This is a genomic window from Oribacterium sp. oral taxon 078 str. F0263, from assembly GCF_000469565.1.
Taxonomy (GTDB): Bacteria; Bacillota; Clostridia; order Lachnospirales; family Lachnospiraceae; genus Oribacterium.
Map to the genome: position 1 here is coordinate 137052 of NZ_KI273122.1, position 18085 is coordinate 155136.

15 protein-coding genes are annotated in these 18085 nt (G+C 56.4%); 14 read left to right on the forward strand and 1 reads right to left on the reverse strand.

Annotated elements, in window-relative coordinates; all coding sequences use genetic code 11:
- From HMPREF1986_RS07940 to asd, 6 genes are all read left to right on the forward strand, one after another.
- The coding region (locus HMPREF1986_RS07940; protein ID WP_021774309.1) for a hypothetical protein at positions 1-1925 on the forward strand (1925 nt) is incomplete at its 5' end.
- Positions 1926-1928: 3 nt separating this feature from the next.
- Positions 1929-2579: an ABC transporter ATP-binding protein gene (locus HMPREF1986_RS07945; RefSeq protein ID WP_021774310.1), complete on the forward strand. Its 651-nt coding sequence runs from the start codon at positions 1929-1931 to the stop codon at positions 2577-2579.
- 117 nt (positions 2580-2696) lie between these two features.
- Positions 2697-3728, forward strand: a complete 1032-nt coding sequence (gene galE / locus HMPREF1986_RS07950) for a UDP-glucose 4-epimerase GalE (RefSeq protein ID WP_036599957.1) — start codon at positions 2697-2699, stop codon at positions 3726-3728.
- A 100-nt stretch (positions 3729-3828) separates the two neighbouring features.
- Positions 3829-5757: a DNA gyrase/topoisomerase IV subunit B gene (locus HMPREF1986_RS07955; RefSeq protein ID WP_021774312.1), complete on the forward strand. Its 1929-nt coding sequence runs from the start codon at positions 3829-3831 to the stop codon at positions 5755-5757.
- Between the two features lie 21 nt (positions 5758-5778).
- Positions 5779-8022, forward strand: a complete 2244-nt coding sequence (locus HMPREF1986_RS07960) for a DNA gyrase/topoisomerase IV subunit A (RefSeq protein ID WP_021774313.1) — start codon at positions 5779-5781, stop codon at positions 8020-8022.
- A gap of 80 nt (positions 8023-8102) precedes the next feature.
- A complete protein-coding gene (asd, locus tag HMPREF1986_RS07965; protein WP_021774314.1) occupies positions 8103-9185 on the forward strand; it encodes an aspartate-semialdehyde dehydrogenase in 1083 nt (360 codons plus the stop codon).
- Positions 9186-9342: 157 nt separating this feature from the next.
- Here asd and HMPREF1986_RS07970 read toward each other — a convergent pair whose 3' ends face one another.
- Positions 9343-9852 (reverse strand): COG2426 family protein, encoded by a 510-nt coding sequence (locus tag HMPREF1986_RS07970; RefSeq protein ID WP_021774315.1) that lies wholly within the window; start codon positions 9850-9852, stop codon positions 9343-9345.
- Positions 9853-10111: 259 nt separating this feature from the next.
- Here HMPREF1986_RS07970 and HMPREF1986_RS13305 point away from each other — a divergent pair, with 259 nt between their 5' ends.
- From HMPREF1986_RS13305 to ytvI, 8 genes are all read left to right on the forward strand, one after another.
- Positions 10112-10267, forward strand: a complete 156-nt coding sequence (locus HMPREF1986_RS13305; protein WP_009214840.1) for a hypothetical protein — start codon at positions 10112-10114, stop codon at positions 10265-10267.
- Positions 10264-11565 carry a tetratricopeptide repeat protein gene (locus tag HMPREF1986_RS07975; protein WP_021774317.1) on the forward strand — a complete coding sequence of 434 codons (1302 nt, stop codon included), beginning with the start codon at positions 10264-10266 and terminating at the stop codon, positions 11563-11565. The genes HMPREF1986_RS13305 and HMPREF1986_RS07975 overlap by 4 nt, the downstream gene beginning before the upstream one ends.
- Before the next feature lie 61 nt (positions 11566-11626).
- Complete coding sequence (locus HMPREF1986_RS12630) at positions 11627-12301, forward strand: hypothetical protein (protein WP_051273901.1); 675 nt, start codon at positions 11627-11629, stop codon at positions 12299-12301.
- A 57-nt stretch (positions 12302-12358) separates the two neighbouring features.
- Positions 12359-13336: a hypothetical protein gene (locus HMPREF1986_RS07985; protein WP_155978792.1), complete on the forward strand. Its 978-nt coding sequence runs from the start codon at positions 12359-12361 to the stop codon at positions 13334-13336.
- Positions 13326-14183, forward strand: a complete 858-nt coding sequence (gene cdaA / locus HMPREF1986_RS07990; RefSeq protein ID WP_330365139.1) for a diadenylate cyclase CdaA — start codon at positions 13326-13328, stop codon at positions 14181-14183. Before HMPREF1986_RS07985 ends, cdaA begins: the two co-directional genes overlap by 11 nt.
- Positions 14180-15469: a CdaR family protein gene (locus HMPREF1986_RS07995; RefSeq protein ID WP_021774321.1), complete on the forward strand. Its 1290-nt coding sequence runs from the start codon at positions 14180-14182 to the stop codon at positions 15467-15469. The genes cdaA and HMPREF1986_RS07995 overlap by 4 nt, the downstream gene beginning before the upstream one ends.
- Entirely contained in the window at positions 15466-16836 is a 1371-nt protein-coding gene (locus tag HMPREF1986_RS08000) for an O-antigen polymerase (RefSeq protein WP_021774322.1), read from the forward strand. The genes HMPREF1986_RS07995 and HMPREF1986_RS08000 overlap by 4 nt, the downstream gene beginning before the upstream one ends.
- Positions 16833-17942, forward strand: coding sequence for a sporulation integral membrane protein YtvI (ytvI, locus tag HMPREF1986_RS08005; protein WP_021774323.1), 1110 nt, complete (start codon positions 16833-16835; stop codon positions 17940-17942). Before HMPREF1986_RS08000 ends, ytvI begins: the two co-directional genes overlap by 4 nt.
- Positions 17943-18085 lie beyond the last annotated feature (143 nt).

Consider the following 18085-nt stretch of genomic DNA (forward strand, 5'->3'; position numbering starts at 1 on the left):
GCGCTGAGGAGAGAACGGAAAAGGAGAGCGCTTCTGTTCCGCTGGCAGGCGGGGAGAGCATCGCCTCGGAAAAGGGCGCTGAGGAGAGAACGGAAAAGGAGAGCGCTTCCGCTCCGCTTGCAAGCGGGGAGAGCGATTCTTCGGAAAGGGGCGCTGAGGAGAGAACGGAAAAGGAGAGCGCTTCCGCTCCGCTTGCAGGCGGGGAGAGCATCGCCTCGGAAGAGAGCGCGGAGGAAGGACCGAAGGAAGAGAGCGCTTTCACGCTGGTGCCAAGCAGTGAGAGTGCTGCCTCCGAAAAAGGCAGTGAGGAAGGGGCGAAAGAGGAGAGCAGCTCCGCCATAGTGACAAGCGGGGGGAGCATCGCCGGAGAGCTGCAGGGGACCGTGTCCTCCGGAACGTGGAATCCTCAGAGCAGGCCGGAGGAGGGATATCACTACACTGTGGAGGAGCCGAAGAAGAAGGGCATAAATCTCCTCCTGATCGGTCTCCTCGCCATCATCGGCATTTTCCTGATCGCCTTCTTCGCCTTTGGCGCGAATACTCTGCTCCGGGGCGGCGGGGGTGCGAAGAAGCAGTTTGTAAACCTCCAAAAGCAGCTCTTCCTGGAAAAGTCCGAGGGGCTTCGGAAGCTTGGCTTTTTTGACATCGACAGGGATTTTTCCACGGATCTTACGATTACGGCTTCCGTCGATGGAAGCGCTGCGGCGGATGAGATCAATCAGCAGCTCGAGGATTCCTCCGTTGTCATGAAGCTCGATACATCGGAGAAGAGGACGCTCTTTGATTTAAGGCTGAATTACATGGGGTCTGATATCCTGAAGCTTTTCACAAGCTATGACAGTGAAAAGGGGAAGGTCGGATTCTATCTTCCGGATGCGGATGAGAATTATTATGTCGCCGATCTTAAGACGCTCTACCAGAATATGACGGACGAGGAGATCGAGCTTCCGGACGAGAAGAATGTGAAGGAGAATCAGAAAGAAGCTCTGAAGATCTATAACCGGTATTTTGATCTTGTCACTTCTATGATCAACAAAAAGAATCTGAAGCTCAGCCGGGAGGAGGTCAGTCTGGAAAGACTGGGAGAGCATTTTAAGGGAAAGGTCTATACCTTCCGTCCGGATGCGGAGGAGATGAGGACGATGCTCCGGGAGCTTGCGGATAAGATGGAGGATGATGAGGAGCTCAGCGAGTTCCTGAAGAAGATGAACCGGGAGAATATGCTTGGCTTTACAGGACAGAAAAAGAGCGACAAGGATATTGAGAGGATGATCCGGGACGGCGCGGACGAGCTCCGGGAAAAGGCGGATGAGTACTCGAAGGAGCTGGAGAGCGAGGATCTTAGCTGGGTCGTCGCGACGGAGAAGGGAAAGGTCAGGCTCATCCGGATCGAATCAAAGAGCGGGAGCCTGAGCTATGAGAGAGGGAAGGATGGAGACGGAAAGATCACAGAGTGCCTGAGCAGAAGTGATGCCTCCGGTTCCGTCGTACTGGAGAATAGCTACCGCGTAAAGGGAAAGAACTATGAGGGAAAGATCAGTCTGGAGGGACCTGGAGTCCCGCCCCGGGCGGCTCTTGTCTATGATTTTGACAGCGGAAAGCACTCCGTCTTCCTCCCGTACGGGGATTATGAGCTTCGGGGCATGGATAATCTGGATTTAAACTTAAGGGTAGAGGAGGGAGAGAAGGGAAGCAGCCTGCATACCTTCAGCCTGGACGGCCTGGAGTCCCTTTCCCTTCCGCTGAGCGGGGCAGAGCTCAGGATTCAATCGACGGACAAGAGTACGGCGGAGCTCCCAAAGAAGGAGGAGACCGACATCAGCGGGTATTCGAAGGAGGAGCTCGGGCAGCTTGCCGAACAGATCGCCGGAAAGCTTGAGGAGGTTTTGCAGTCCGCTATGGACAGCGGTCTCTCTCAGGGATAGAGCGTGGAGGAGCTTCTGGAGATCCGGGACCTTAGGAAGGGATACCGCGGGAAGAGCCGGAAGGGAGGAGAAGACAGGGCGGTGCTGTCCGGGCTGTCTCTCCGTCTTTTCCGGGGGGAAATCCTGGGAATACGGGGGAGAAACGGGGCGGGGAAGAGCACGCTGCTCCAGATCATCGCCGCCGTGAGGAAGCCGGACAGCGGAGAGCTTCTCTACCGGGGAGCGGAGAAGCGGGGGATTTCCTATCTCCCGCAGGAGCTCTCTCTCTATGAGGAGCTCACGGTCTCGGAAAATCTGCACTTCTATGGGGCGGCGCTCTCCCTCCGGGCGGAGCAGATCCGGCCGAGATGCCGCTGGCTGCTCGAACGGCTCGGACTTTCGGGGAGAGAGAAAAATCTTGTGTCGGAGCTCTCCGGCGGCATGAAGCGGAGAGTTCACCTCGCCAGCGCTCTTATGGGGACGCCGGAGCTTCTGCTCCTCGATGAGCCGACCGTCGGAAGTGATGATGAGTCCGCGGAACGGATTCTGGCTCTCATCCGGCATTTCCGGGAGCGTGGAAGCGCAGTGATCATGACGAGCCATCGAAGCGGAGAGCTGGATGAGCTCTGCGACAGGGTGATGACGCTGGAGGGCGGGAGGCTCTTAGAGGCGTAGTTGCGCTGCCGAATGGATGTCTTTGGAATAGGGGCGGATTTTCTGCCGCCCTCTGAGAAACGCGCCGAATATTCCCTTGGGAGTATGGCGCGTTTCCTTGAGAGAAGGGAGAAGAGGATGACGATACTTGTGAGCGGAGGGGCCGGCTATATCGGAACTCATACCTGCGTAGAGCTTCTTCAGAGAGATTATAAGGTGATTATCCTGGACAATCTCTATAATTCCAGTGAGAAGGCGGTGGAGAGAATCCGTGAGATCACGGGGAAAGCGGTGAAATTCTACCGGGTCGATATGCGGGACAAGGAGGGAGTGGAGAGGGTCTTTCGGGAAAATCCGGATATTTCGGCGCTGATCCATTTCGCGGGGCTGAAGGCCGTCGGGGAATCTGTGAGAAAGCCGATGGAATATTATGAGACGAACATCGGGGGGCTTTTGAATCTCACGGATGCGATGCAGAGGCATGGGTGCAGGAACATCATTTTTTCCTCCTCCGCGACAGTCTATGGGGATCCTGCCGAGATTCCGATTACGGAAAGCTGTCCGAAGGGGCTCTGTACCAATCCCTACGGCTGGACGAAGTGGATGCAGGAGCAGATCCTCACGGATATCCACACGGCAGATCCGGAGTGGAATGTGATTCTTCTCCGCTACTTTAATCCGATCGGGGCCCATCGCTCCGGGCTGATCGGAGAGGACCCGAAGGGGATTCCGAATAATCTCCTCCCCTATGTCTCTCAGGTCGCGATCGGAAGACTGCCGAAGATCCAGGTCTTCGGGGCGGATTATCCGACGCCGGACGGGAGCGGGGTCCGGGACTATATCCATGTCGTGGATCTCGCAAGGGGCCATGTCCATGCGCTGGAACGTCTTAAGAAGAAGGACGGAGTCTTTGTGTGCAATCTCGGGACCGGCAGGGGCTACTCCGTTTTCGAGGTGATCCGCGCCTTTGAGAAGGCCTGCGGGAAGGAGCTTCCCTATGAGATAAAGCCCAGGAGGGAGGGGGATATCGCGGTATGCTATTCGAGCCCCGAAAAGGCGCTTCGGGAGCTGGGATGGAAGGCGGAGTTCGATCTCGACGCGATGTGCCGGGACTCCTGGAACTGGCAGAAGAAAAATCCGAACGGCTATGCGGATCTGAAAAAGGACTGAGGCGAGGGGCATGGAGCAGAAAAGCTCTTGAAAAAGAAAACAGATGTATGCTATTATAGCCGCCGAAAGAGAAACTTGAGATGGAGGGCGAGGGATTTTCATGGCAGAGAAGTACAATGCGGACAGTATCACCGTGCTGGAGGGGCTCGAGGCCGTGCGGAGGAGGCCGGGGATGTATATCGGCTCCGTCGGCACGAAGGGCCTGAACCACCTGATCTATGAGATCCTGGACAATTCCGTGGATGAGCATCTCGCGGGGTACTGCACGGAGATCTGGGTCACGCTGGATCCGGACGGCTCCTGCACGGTCCGGGACAACGGCCGCGGCATCCCTGTGGGGATTCATAAAAAGGGGGTCTCCGCGGAGCGGGTCGTGATGACGACTCTCCATGCGGGCGGGAAGTTCAACGCCTCCTCCTACAAGATTTCCGGAGGGCTGCACGGCGTGGGCTCCTCTGTCGTGAATGCGCTTTCCTCCTATATGCGGATCCGTGTCTTCCAGGATGGGAAAATCTATGAGGATGAGTACAGCCGCGGCGTCCCGACGAAGGAGCTTTCGGACGGCATGCCGCCTGTGATCGGAAAGACCAGGGAGAAGGGGACGGAGATCCGTTTTATCCCGGATCCGGAGATCTTTGAGAAGACGCAGTTTCGGGCGGAGTGGCTGATGTCCAGGCTCCATGAGACCGCCTATCTGAACCCGGAGCTGAGCATCCACTACTGTGACAGGAGGGGAGAGGAGGAGATCCTCGCCGACTACCACGAACCGGAGGGACTCAGGGCCTTCGTCAGAGATCTCGACCGGGACTGCGGGGAGGCCGTGAGCCCGGAGATTTACTTCCGGGGAAGGGCGGAGAACACGGAGCTTGAGTGCTGCATTCAGTTCACGGACTCCTTTGAGGAGAATATCCTCGGCTTCTGCAATGATATCTACACCCAGGAGGGCGGGACGCATATCGTCGGCTTTAAGACGAAATTCACGCAGCTCATCAACGGCTATGCCAGGGAGCTCGGACTTTTGAAGGAGAAGGATCCGAACTTTACGGGGGCGGATACCCGAAACGGCATGACCGCCGTCATTGCGCTGAAGTATCCGGAGCCGATCTTTGAGGGACAGACGAAGACCAAGCTTGCGAGTCTGGACGCGGCGAAGCATGTCGCCGCCATCGCAGGGGAGGAGCTCTCGCATTATTTCGACCGGAATATCGAGGTCGTAAAGGCGATCATCGGCTGCGCAGAAAAGTCCGCGAGGATACGGAGGCAGGAGGAGAAGGCCAAGACCAATCTCCTCTCGAAATCGAAGTACAGCTTTGATTCCAACGGAAAGCTCGCAAACTGCATCTCCAGGGAGCCGGAGAACTGCGAGATCTTCATCGTGGAGGGGGACTCCGCCGGGGGCTCCGCAAAGAGCTCGAGGGATCGGAATACGCAGGCAATCCTGCCGCTTCGGGGAAAGATCCTGAATGTCGAAAAGGCCTCCATCGACAAGGTGCTCGCGAATGCGGAGATCAAGACGATGATCAATGCCTTCGGCTGCGGTTTCTCGGAGGGCTACGGAAATGACTTCGACATCTCAAAGCTCCGCTACCACAAAATCATTTTGATGACCGATGCCGACGTGGACGGCAGCCACATCGATACGCTGCTTCTGACCTTTTTCTATCGCTTCATGCCAGATCTCATCCGGGAGGGACATGTCTATGTCTCCATGCCGCCCCTTTATCTCGCGACACCCAGTGCGAAGAAGGAGAAGGCGGAGTACCTCTACGATGACAAGGCCCTGCTTCGCTACCGGGAGAAGCATCGGGAGGGGAGCTATGAGATCAAGCGCTTCAAGGGTCTTGGGGAGATGGATCCCTCGGAGCTTTGGGAGACGACGCTCAATCCGGAGAACCGGGTCTTAAAGCGCGTGGAGATCGAGGACGCGCGGCTCGCCTCCGAGGTGACGGGAATGCTGATGGGCACGGAGGTCGGACCGAGGCGGGAATTTATTTATGAGCATGCGAGAGAGGCGACGATTGACGCCTAAGCCCGGGACAGGAGAGAGGATATGGCAGAAAAGATATTGACGACGGAATTTTCGGAGGAGATGCAGAAATCCTATCTGGATTATTCCATGAGCGTCATCACCTCCCGCGCGGTGCCGGACATCCGGGACGGCTTAAAGCCGGTGCAGAGGCGGGTGCTCTACGATATGAATGAGCTGCACGTCCACAGCGACCGTCCGACTCTGAAATCCGCCAGGATCTGCGGCGACACCATGGGAAAATATCATCCCCACGGCGACGCCTCGATCTATGAGACTCTCGTGGTGCTCGCGCAGGACTTTAAGAGGATGCAGCCTCTCGTCCAGGGGCAGGGAAACTTCGGCTCCATCGAGGGGGACTCCGCGGCCGCGCCGAGATATACGGAGGCGAGGCTGCAGCGCTTCACGGATGAGGTGATGCTTCGGGATCTGGAGACGACGGTCCCCTTTCAGCCCAATTACGATGAGAAGCTCCGGGAGCCGGAGGTGCTCCCGGCGAGAATCCCTTATTTTCTTCTGAACGGCTCGGAGGGGATCGCGGTCGGCATGACGACCTCCGCCCCCTCGCATAATCTCTCGGAGATCATCGATCTCGTACTGGCCTATCTGAAGAATCCCGCGATGGAGACCCGGGAGATGCTCCATTACCTTCCGGGGCCGGACTTTCCGACAGGGGGCATCATCGCAAACCGCTCGGAGCTTCTCGACATCTACCGGACGGGGAGCGGGAAGCTCAAGCTCCGGGGGAAGCTCGTCTTTGAGAAGAGGAAGGGGAGGAGCGATAAGGACAAGCTGATCGTCACGGAGATCCCCTATACGATGATCGGCCAGGGCATCATGAAATTCATGCAGGACACGGCGGCCCTCGTGGAGGAGAAGAAGCTCCCGGAGATCACGGATATCTCGAATCAGTCCGATAAGGACGGCATCCGGATCGTCCTCGAGCTAAAGAGCGGCGCGGATATTGACAGGATCACGAATATCCTCTATAAGAAGACGAAGCTCGAGGACAGCTTTGGCGTAAACATGCTCGCCATCGTAAAAGGGAGGCCGGAGGTTCTGTCCCTTCGGGGGATACTCCGGGAATATCTCAGCTTTCAGTACCAGCTGATCGAGCAAAAGTACCAAAAGCTTCTCGAAAAGGAGCTCCTTCGAAAGGAGATCCAGGAGGGATTGATCCGGGCGGTCGACTGCATCGACGCGATTATCGCGCTCCTTCGGAGCTCACAGAAGCAGGAGGAGGCGAAGAAGGCTCTGATGGGCGAGGGCTCGGAGGGGATTCGCCTCCGGGAGAGGGACCGGGAATACCGGGAGCAGATCCGTGACTTTCACTTTACGGAGCGCCAGGCGCAGGCGATCCTGGACATGAAGCTTTCCAAGCTGATCGGGCTTGAGCTTTTGGCACTCCAGAGGGAGTATCGGGAGAGCCTGAAAAGCATCAAGGAGTACCGGGGGATCCTGAGCTCGAGGGAGAGGGCCAATGAGCTTCTCGCGCAGGAGCTTTCCGAGATTCGGGAGCGCTATTTTGTCCCGAGAAGGACTCTCCTTGAGGACGGGAAGGATGCGGTCTATGACGAGTCCGCCGTGGAGGAGATGCAGGTCGTCTATGTACAGGACCGCTTTGGCTATGTGAAGCTTCTCGATGAGACGGTCTATCAGAGAAATCAGGAGGCGCTTCTCTCCGAGAGCCGCTTCCTGATCCCCTGCAAAAACACGGACCGCATTCTCCTGTTCACAGATCAGGGGAGACTCCATCAGATCCGACTCCTCGATGTGCCGCTCGGGAAATTCCGGGACAAGGGAGTGCCGATCGACAATATCAGTAAGTATTCCGCTTCCGAGGAGGAAATCCTCTTCGCAGCGGCGAAGGCGGAGCTGTCCGGAAAGGAGCTTCTCTTTGTCAGTCAGATGGGTCTTGCAAAGCGGGTTCCCTCGGAGGAATTCGACACCGCAAACCGCCTTGTCTCTGCGACGAAGCTGCAGGAGGGAGACCGCGTGGCGTCTGTCTTTTCCGTTCCGGGAGAGAGCGAAGAGGATCTCGTTCTTCAATCGGAGGCCTCCTATTTCCTTCGCTTCCCGATCAAGGAGCTGCCTCTCCAGAAGAAAAATGCGAAGGGGGTGCTCTCCATGAAGCTTGGGAGAGGCGACAGGATCCGCTCGGCCCTGTTGATCGCCCCGGGGTCTGAGAGGCTTTCCACGGAAAAGGGAGAGCTCATGCTGAGCCGCTTAAAACAGAGCCACAGGGGGGGAAGAGGGACAAAGCACTGAGAGCGGGAGAGCCCGCTTTTTCTGCCCGGCGCCTGGAAGTATGAGTCTTCGGACTTCTTGTGAAAGGATAGGGAAATACCATGGAAAAATTCAAGGTAGGAATTCTCGGTGCGACCGGCATGGTGGGACAGCGCTTCGCCGCCCTGCTCGCGGATCACCCCTGGTTTGAGATCAAGGTCCTCGCGGCCTCCCCGCGCTCTGCGGGAAGTCGCTATGGAGACGCAGTGCGGGACCGCTGGAAGCTTGAGCTTCCGATGCCGGAAAAGCTCGGGGATTTTATATTAAAGGATGTGTCCCGGGTCTCGGAGCTCGCCCCGGAGCTGGACCTGGTCTTTTCCGCGGTCGATATGAAGAAGGAGGAGATCCGAAGGATAGAGGAGGATTACGCGAGGGCGGAGGTCCCTGTCATCTCCAATAATTCCGCGCACCGCTGGACGGAGGATGTCCCGATGGTGGTCCCGGAGCTAAACCCGGAGCACTATAGGATTATCGAAGCGCAGAGGAGGCGGCTTGGCACAGAGCGGGGCTTTATCGCGGTGAAGCCGAACTGCTCCATCCAGTCCTATACGCCGGCGATCTTTGCCTGGAGGGAATTCGAGCCCTATGAGCTGGTCGTCACGACCTATCAGGCGATTTCCGGCGCCGGAAAAACCTTCGAAAGCTGGCCGGAGATGCGGGGGAACATCATCCCCTATATCGGGGGGGAGGAGGAAAAGTCAGAGCTTGAGCCGCTTCGGATCTTCGGGAGAATCGAAGGCGGGAAAATCGTCCCCGCTGAGTCCCCAAAGATCAGCTCCCAGTGCATCCGGGTTCCGATTCTGAACGGACATACGGCCGCTGTATTTGTGAACTTCCGAAAGAAGGCCACAAAGGAAGAGCTCATCGAGAAGCTGCAGAGCTACCGGGGGCTTCCTCAGGAATATGCGCTCCCCAGCGCTCCGAAGCAGTTCATCCGCTACCTTGCGGAGGAGGACCGGCCGCAGGTCAAAAAGGATGTCGACTTTGAGGGGGGAATGGGCATCTCGATCGGAAGACTTCGGGAGGACAGGCTCTACGACTGGAAGTTTGTGGGGCTCAGTCACAACACGCTCCGCGGCGCGGCGGGAGGCGGCGTGGAGTCCGCGGAGATGCTGGTAAAGCTCGGATATATCCAAAAAAGATAAGCTCGTAGAGAAGAAATTAGCCGAGCATCAAAAAAATCCCCGGAAGAGCTCGAAAAATCTCCGAAAGAGCCCGAGGAATTTTCGGGAGAACGAGGACGAGAGATTCCAAAAGAGCGCGGAGAAATCCCCCCGCTCTTGGATCCTTTACGGATTGTGCCTAAGAGGCAGCGTTGAGGATTGCCCCGAGAAGACCGTAGCTTAGAAGAGACATGATCAGCGATGCGAGCATTACGCCGCAGAAGATCGCAAGAAATGCCTTCTTCCGCTTCATCCTGAGGATGCCGGCGGCAAGGGCGCCGGTCCAGGCTCCGGTTCCGGGAAGAGGGATGCCCACAAAGAGTACCAGACCCCAAAAGTCATAGCGCTCAATCGACGCCCTCTTCTTTTCCACCTTCCTTCGAAACCAGAGCGCGAGCTTTTGGCTTATGGGAAAGCGCTCCAGGAAATTGACAAAGCGCTCGATGAAGAGAAGGACGAGGGGGATCGGAAGAAGGTTCCCCGCGATACAGAGGAGGAGGGCGAGCGGATAGTTCAGCCTCAGGACTGAGGCCGCGAGCAGCCCGCCCCGGAGCTCCAGCACCGGCATCAGAGATATGAGGAAGACGAGGAGCTCCTTTGAGAGCACAGCCCCCAGCTTCGAGATCAGAAAGCTTACGAGATTTTCCATGTTTTTTCCTTATAAGAGTCGATTCGCCGTCTGACGAATCCCGTCCGTTTACTTGAAGGATATATTTTCTTGTGCTACACTATCTCAATAGTTTGAAAGGGAGCGCGCTGTGGAGGGATTTCCAGGGCGCGGAAAGGGCACAACGCGACTGATTGTAAGGGAAGAAGGGCGGGACTGTCAAGCGGCTCTGCAGAGGCTCTGTCTTCTGTCAGATCATAGCGCGTCTTCCTGAAATGATACTGAAAAGCGAAGAGGCATCATGATAAATTTTGAAGAAGAAATCCAGAGATTTAAGCCCAGTCTCGATGTGGATCAGATCGAGGACGCGATCGTAAAGGTGGATCTGACCGACATGAACGATATCATGACACAGCTCATCGAGGAAGCTATAAAGAGGGATGAAGGGATCCGATGAAATATGATGTCACCCTGGAGCGCATCGCCAACTGCTATTACAATCTGGGTCTGGAGAGGGCGCGGCTCCGGGACCTCTCCGGCGCTGCGGAGCTTCTGAAGCGCGCCCTGCTCTTTGATAAATACCAAAAGGATGCGCGGAATCTGCTCGGCCTGATCTTTTTTGAGTGCGGAGAGACCGCCGATGCGCTGGTGCAGTGGATCATCAGCATGAATCTCCTCCCGGATGACAATATCGCGGACCATTATCTCGATGAGATTCAGAGAAAGCCCGCAATTCTGCGAATCTGCTCGGACAATGTGCATCGCTATAATCAGGCGCTGGACTATGCCCAGCACAATAACGAAGACCTCGCGGTGATGCAGCTCAATCAGGTGATTCAGGACTGCCCGAACTATGTGAAGGCCCATATCCTGCTCGCTCTTCTCTATATGAAGAGAGAGGTCTTTGTGAAGGCGGGAAGGAGCCTCTACACCGTTCTGAAGATCGACAGGAATAATCCGAAGGCCCTGGTCCTGATGGACGAGGTCAAGCAGAGGACCGGGCGGGCGGAGGTGGAGGCGAACCGCCTTCGAAATGCTTTCTCCCACCGGCAGATGACAGACGACGATGTGCTCATCCCCAGGGAGGTGCGGCAGGTCTCCCTCTGGAATGTCCTGCTCTATGTCCTGCTCGGCTTCGGGCTCGCGATCCTCTGCTTCAAGCTCCTCATCCTTCCCGCCTATACCCGTTCCCTGAACGCGGGGAAGAACCAGGAGCTGATCCTCTATACGGAGAAGCTTGATGCGGCGAACAGCCAGCTGAATTCCCTGCAGTCCGAGAGAGATCAGCTGCAGTCTCAGTACGACGATGCGAGATCTCAGCTCGACAGCTATGAAAATCAGAATGCCTCCTTCAAATCGCAGTATCAGACGCTCACGAAGATCAGTGCCTCCTATCAGAGCGGCGATCTTGTGACCGCTGCGGAGCTCTATACCCAGCTCGATCCGGCCAGCATTACGGATGAGAGCCTGCTCTCCATGTTCTCGGGCATCAAGTCCTATATGGAGGGATCGGTCTACCAGCGCCTGGCGGACCTCGGAACCAAGGCGTGGAATTCGGGAAGCCTGCAGCAGGCGCGCGCCTATTATCAGCTCAGCGTACAGCTCCGGAGCGATCCCGCGAATATGTATCTTCTTGCGAGGCTGTATCAGAGGATGGGGGACACGGAAAACGCCAACAAGCTCTTTGATCAGATCGTCGGAGAGCATCCGGATTCCCCCTATGCGGAGAGAGCGAGAGGGGCGAGAGGCTATTAGGAAAGGTCCTCACCGGACTTTTGGGAGAGGAAAGAGGAGAGGGAAGGAAAGAGGAGAGGGGATGCTGAATCAGGAAAAGATCCGCATGATGGCGCGGCTTTCCATCTTTGAAAAGAGAGAGGGGAGAGATGTCCCAAGGATCAGCCGCTATTATAAGGCGGACTATATCTCAAACCGCATCCTAAGAGCGGCTCTGCACTACAGCCTCTGCTTTCTTCTTGTGGCATCGTTCGTCCTTCTCTTGAAGATCAACATGATCTTTGAAAGCCTGAACCCGGATTTCCTTTTATCTCTGGGAAGAGGAATCCTGCTTCTCTATCTCCTGGGGCTTTCTGCCGCCGTGGTCGCAGCCGCGGCTCTGTCGGCAAATTACTATGACAGAATCCAAAGACTGGGGGATCGCTATCTGGATGAGCTGGAGCGTCTCCTGGAGCTAGAGGAGGCGGAGGACGCTCTTCCCGCGTCCCCCCCGGGAAAAGAGGAGGCTTCCCCGGACTCCTTCCCTTCGGAGCAGGGAGCTCCGGAGCTTTCGCTGGAGGAGCTCTCAGAAGAAGAGTCTCCGGGGGAGAAAGTCCGGGAGGAGACTGAGGAGGGCGCGGGAGAGCTCACAGAGGAGGAGAGCCGGGAGGAGCTGCGCGCTCCTGCGGCAGAGCTTCAGTTCACACCGCAGGTCTCCAGGAGGATGCAGGGCAGCACGGATAAGAAGAGCGGCGGCCGGAGAAGAGGAGAGGAATAAGCGCGAAGCCTGCGGGGCTTGCTCCGCGGGGATGAGGCTTGGGATGAGAGGTGGAGGATGACAGAGTTTTTGCTTTTCAGAGAGAGGGTGCAGGACTTTTACCAAAAGCAGGACTACTGGCTGCTCCCGCTTTTCCGCGCGTTTTTTGCCGCGCTTAGTTTCTTTTCTGTAAATGCTGTCTTCGGGCACGGGGGAGCTTCCGGAAATCCGCTGCTTCTCCTCCTTTTGTCCGGGCTTTGCTTCTTTCTCCCCTGGGGGGCGGTTCCCCTCTTTGCGGGGGCTTTGATCCTGGCGGATCTCTACCGAGTCTCACTTTTTTTTATGCTGGCGGCGGCCTTCGTATTCCTTATGATCCTGCTCTTTCAGACGGCCTTTCGCGGGGGACACGCGGAGCTCATCGCCCTGGTTCCGCTTCTTTTTGTCCTGAAAATCCCCTATCTCGCCCCGGCGCTCTGCGGACTTTTCTTCGGTCTTATGTCCTTTGCGCCGCTGGCTCTTGGGACCTTTTCCTATTATTTCCTTCGCTTTCTCGCGGCAAATGCCGGGAAGGTCACGCTGGAGAGCGAACCGGAGAAGCTCGTAAACCAGATGGCGGAGATCTTCCTCGGCTTTTTCGAGGACAGGGGCATGCTCCTTATGATCTTTTCCATGGTGATTGCCATGCTCTTAATCTATACGATCCGGAATATGAGCTTTCGAAATTCCTGGTACACCGCAGTGGGCGCCGGCTTCTCGGCGCTTCTGCTCTTTGTCTTCGCGGGCTCCCGGAAGGGGCTCATCTCGATCTCTGCGCCCGGCTTTTTGCTCTCTCTCCTTTTTTCCGTCGCTCTTTCCTGCTTCCTGACGCTTTTCTTTCACGATGCGGATTTTCGTGCGGCGGAGCGGCTTTCCTTCGAGGATGATGAGTATTTTTATTATGTAAAGGCCGTGCCAAAGCGCCGCCCGCCCGCTCCCTTCCCCTCTCCCTCCAAAGAGGAGGAGAGAGAGGACGAGGATGAGGAGGAAGAGGAGAAAGGAGCGGAAATTGTTGGATAGATTTGCGGTACTTCACAGCTGGCTCAGCCTCCTGCCGCCCTTTACGAAGACGAGTGTTCTGGAGATCATCATCCTCTCCTACTTCATCTACATCTGTCTTCTCTGGATCAAAAATACCAGGGCATGGCAGCTTCTGAAGGGAATCCTTGTGATTTTCACCTTCACGGCTTTTGCCGTTATCTTCCGGCTGAGCACGATCGTCTGGCTGATCGAACGGATCTCGACCGCGGCTATCATTGCGGCCGTTGTGATTTTTCAGCCGGAGCTTCGGAAGGCTCTGGAGCAGCTTGGCTCCCGGGATTTTTTCGCAAAGATTTTCCCGGAGCAGATCAGCACGGACAACAGCCAAAATACGGTGGAAGAGATCGTGACGGCATGCTTTGAGATGGCAAAGAAGAAGACGGGGGCCCTCATCGTGCTGGAGCAAAAGCAGTCCCTCCGCGAGATCGAGGACACCGGGATCCGGATCAACGGCATCGTAAGCGCGGCTCTTCTCATCAATATCTTCGAGAAGAACACGCCGCTTCACGACGGCGCGGTGGTGATCGCCCACAATATTGTGACCGCCGCTACCTGCTATCTTCCTCTCTCCGAGGCGGAGATCTCAAAGGCCTACGGCACGAGGCACAGGGCGGCGCTCGGGATTTCCGAGAGCACGGATGCCGTGACGGTCGTAGTGTCCGAGGAGACGGGGGGGATCTCCGTCACACTCCAGGGGAGACTGATCCGTATCCCGGACAGGGAGACGCTCCGCAGCTATCTTCCGGACAACAGAAAGGAGAAGAAGGGGGCACAGCGCCCGTTTCTCGGTCTCTCCTTTCTTCGAAGGAGGGGGGAGAAGCGATGAAATTTTTCCGGGAGAATCTGGGGCTTAAGCTGATCAGCGTCGCGCTGGCTCTCGTGCTCTGGCTGATCGTCGTCAATGTCTCAAAGCCGGAGATCGAGGACAGCTGCCTCGCGGAGCTTCAGGTGGAGAACAAAGACATTTTCAATGCGGATTCGAAGACCTGGGAGATCGACCGGGGCAGCGTCACGATAAGCTACAAGGTGCGTTCTGATCAGAGGAGTCTTATCAGCTCCTCGGATTTCAAGGCCTACATTGACCTGAAGGATTATTCGATCACGGGAACCGTTCCGGTCTATGTCAGCGTCTTAAATCACAGCGGGATCATACAGGATGTGACGCCGAAGCCCACCGTGATTCATGTCAGAGTGGAGGATGTCCAGAAGAAGCACTTCGATCTCGTGAGCCATGAGCAGGGAAAGGCCGCGACAGGCTATGAGATCGCCGGGATCCAGACCGATCCGAGCTCGGTCACGGTATCGGGACCGATTTCTGCGGTAGGGCAGATCTCATCGGTCGGGATCCGGGTCGATGTGGATCAGCTCTCGGAGAATCAGAGCGGAAAGGCGAGCCCTGTATTCTATGATGCGAACAATAAGGCGCTCGAGGGACTGAAGAATGTGACGGTCTCCCCCGAGGAGATCAATTATACGGTGAAGGTCTATAAAAAGAAGTCCGTGAACCTTCTCTCCTCCGTCATCGGCTCTCCGGCGGCGGGATATCAATATGAGAGCAGCACGGTCTCCCCCAGCTCTGTCCAGCTCTCCGGGGACAGCAAGACGGTGGAGGGGCTGCAGGTCCTCGAGCTTCCCACGGTGGACATCACGGGCGCGATGGACAATGTCACAAAGAGCTTTCGCATTTCGGAGCTTCTGCCATCCGGCGTGAAGCTCGCGGACCAGAATACGGACGCCGTTGTCACGATCCGGATCGAAAAGATACCGGAGACAAAGAGCAATTCCTCGGAGGGGACCACGGAGAGTCCGGAGAGCACTGCGGAGAGCAGCAGTGCCAGGGATACGATGAGCACGGAGCAAAGCTCCTCTTCCCAGGGAAGCACGGAGACGGGAAGCGCTGAGAGCACGGAGGAGAGCAGCTCCTCTCAGAGGACGACGAGAGAGAGCAGTTCCTCCTCAAAGGGGCATGAGACATCGAGGACGCATGAGAGCAGCTCCTCTCAGAGAGGCCGGGAGAGCAGCTCTCCCCAGAAAACACAGGAGAGCAGCTCCTCCAGGACACAGGAGACGGAGAGCTCTTCCGGAGGAAAGGAAGGCACGACAGCTTCTTGAAGAGAATATCGGAATACTTCGGATATCTTTCGGATCTTTTTTTCTATACGGCGGCCTCCCTCCTCGCTGTGCTGTTTACGGAAAGGGGGCTTTTTCCGCTGGCTTCCCTGAGCCTTGCGGGAGCGGCGCTCTTTCTCTTTCGGAGGAACCGGAGGAGGGACGGATCCTTTTCTCCCGCGGCCCTTTTTGCGCTCGGACTCATCGGGGGGGAGGGGATCGCCTGCCTTAAGCTGAGCCGTCTGTCTACGGCGAGGACCAAAGAGACCTGGCTCTCCTTCTACCTCGCATACCTTCTCTTTTATCTTTGCTATTATGCGGTCCGCGGAATCCGGGCGGGAGAAAAGGAGGGGGAAGGGAGAGAGAACGCGCTTTATCCGGACGGCGAAGAGCGGGAGAGGAGGCTTTCCTTTTACCGCATCAGCATCCTTTCCCTCCTCGCGCTCTCTCTGTCCTGCTTTCTCTTTGAGGCATGGAGGCTTCGCTTTATTCCGCTCTTTACTGTGAATACGCCGCACGCCTATTCCTATTTTCACCTTCCGGCGATCCATTACTTCACAACCCTCTATGTCCTTCTCCCCTCTGTGGCCGCGCTCTACCGGAGGGAGCTTGGAAGGAAGAGCCCGCTCGCCCTTTTTGGCGCGCTTTTTCCGCTTTTTCTGAGTATTCTCCTGGTCTCCCGCTTTCAGTTTCTCTTCTCGCTCCTCCTCCTTCTCTTTAGCCTGTTGCTTTTGGGAGAGAGGCTGTCCCGGGGTCGTCTCCTCCTTCTCTTTTTCGGCGCTCTTTCGGTATATGTGCTGATTACGATCGAGAGAGCGCATTCCATCCGCTACTTAAACGGGATCTTCGAGATGAAATATCATCTCCCCATCTTTCTCAGCCAGCCCTATATCTATATCGCAAATAACTACGACAACTTCAATGAGATGACGCTTCATCTCAGGGAGCATTCCCACGGCATGAAGCTGCTCTACCCCTTCCTGACTCTGAGCGGGATCAAATATTTTTTCACTTTTCCGCTCGCCTGGCCGGATTTCGTGACGAAGAAGGAGCTCACAACGCTCAGCATCCTCTATGACAGCTGGTACGATTTCGGGCTTTTCGGAGTCGCGCTGTTTTCGTGCCTGCTCGCTTCTGTCTCCGCTTTGTTCCATTCCCTCTCCGGGAGGAATCCCTTCGGCGTTCTCTTCCGGGCACAGCTTTCCTTCTACCTTCTGTTTTCCTTTTTTACAACCTGGTTTTCCAATCCCGCGGTATGGTTTTACCTCCTCGCAACGGCTCTTTTATACTTTGCCTTTCAGCGCTTCTGCCTGTCCCGGGGAGAGAGAGGAGAGGGGGAAGTGCAGCTCGGAGAAGGGAGGAAATCATGAATCACAGGCTTCAGCTTATTCTAAATGTCTTGGTGCCCATCCTCTTTCTCCTGGGGGCGTTTTTGCTTCTCCCGAAGCTCCTCGTCTTTTTCTTTCCCTTTCTCCTCGGGGCACTGCTCTCGCTTCTTGCGTCGCCGCTCATCCGCCTTTTAAACCGGAGGAGCCCCCTCATGAAGAGGCAGCATGCCTCCGCGGTCATCATGATCCTGCTCCTCGCCCTGATCGGCTTCCTGCTCTACTGGCTCCTCGCGGCGGGGCTTCACTTTGTAAAGCTTCTTCTCCGGAGACTCCCGGATATGGCGCAGTGGCTTCTGACTTCGCTCAGGGCTCTCGCCGGAGAGAGGAGGAAGCTTCTCTTCGGCATGCCGGAGCAGCTCAATCGAATCATCGATAATCTCATCGCGAATTCCGATGCCTACGGGGAGGAGCTGATCGGAAGGCTCTCCAGTCCCGCTTTTTCGGCCTCCCTGGATCTTGTGAAATCCCTCCCGACCCTGCTCGTCTATCTCGTTGTGACGATCCTATCCGGCTTTTGCTTTTGCAGAGACGGGGAGCGCTACCTGAAAAGGCTGAAGGAGCTCCTCCCGGAGCGCTTCCGCCGTTACTTTTCCCTCCTCCGGCAGGATGCCTGGAAGATCCTCCACGGCTGGCTTCTCGCAAACCTTGAGATCATGGCGCTGGTCTTCCTCCTCCTTTCCGCGGGCTTTTTTCTCCTGCGGATCCCCTACGGCATATTGATTGCGCTTTTTATCGCCTTTTTGGACTTTCTCCCCCTCTTTGGCGTCGGATTCATCCTCTGGCCCTGGATCGCGCTGGAGCTTCTCTCCCAGAGATTCATGGAGGCCTTCTGGCTCCTTCTTCTCTATCTTATGACGCAGCTCGTGCGGCAGTTCCTGCAGCCGAAGATCATGGGGGACGCGATGGGACTTCCTCCCCTACTGACGCTCCTTTTTCTCTACCTGGGCTTTAAGTTCTATGGGATCGGGGGCATGATCTTTGCCATCCCGCTCGGCATGCTCTTTCTCAGCCTCTACCGCTTCGGAGCCTTCGATAAAATGCTGGACTCCGCGAGGGAACTGTTCCGGGAGCTCTTAAGCTTCCTCTAAATAAAGCGCCGGGGAAGGCACGCGGCTCATTGCCTTCAAAAATGCCTGGGAAAAAGCCGCTGCGCTTGACAAGAAAAAGAACAAAGCTATAATAATTTATTGTAAAAGTTCCCGTCAGACAGATTTTGGGCGGGAGGCATCGA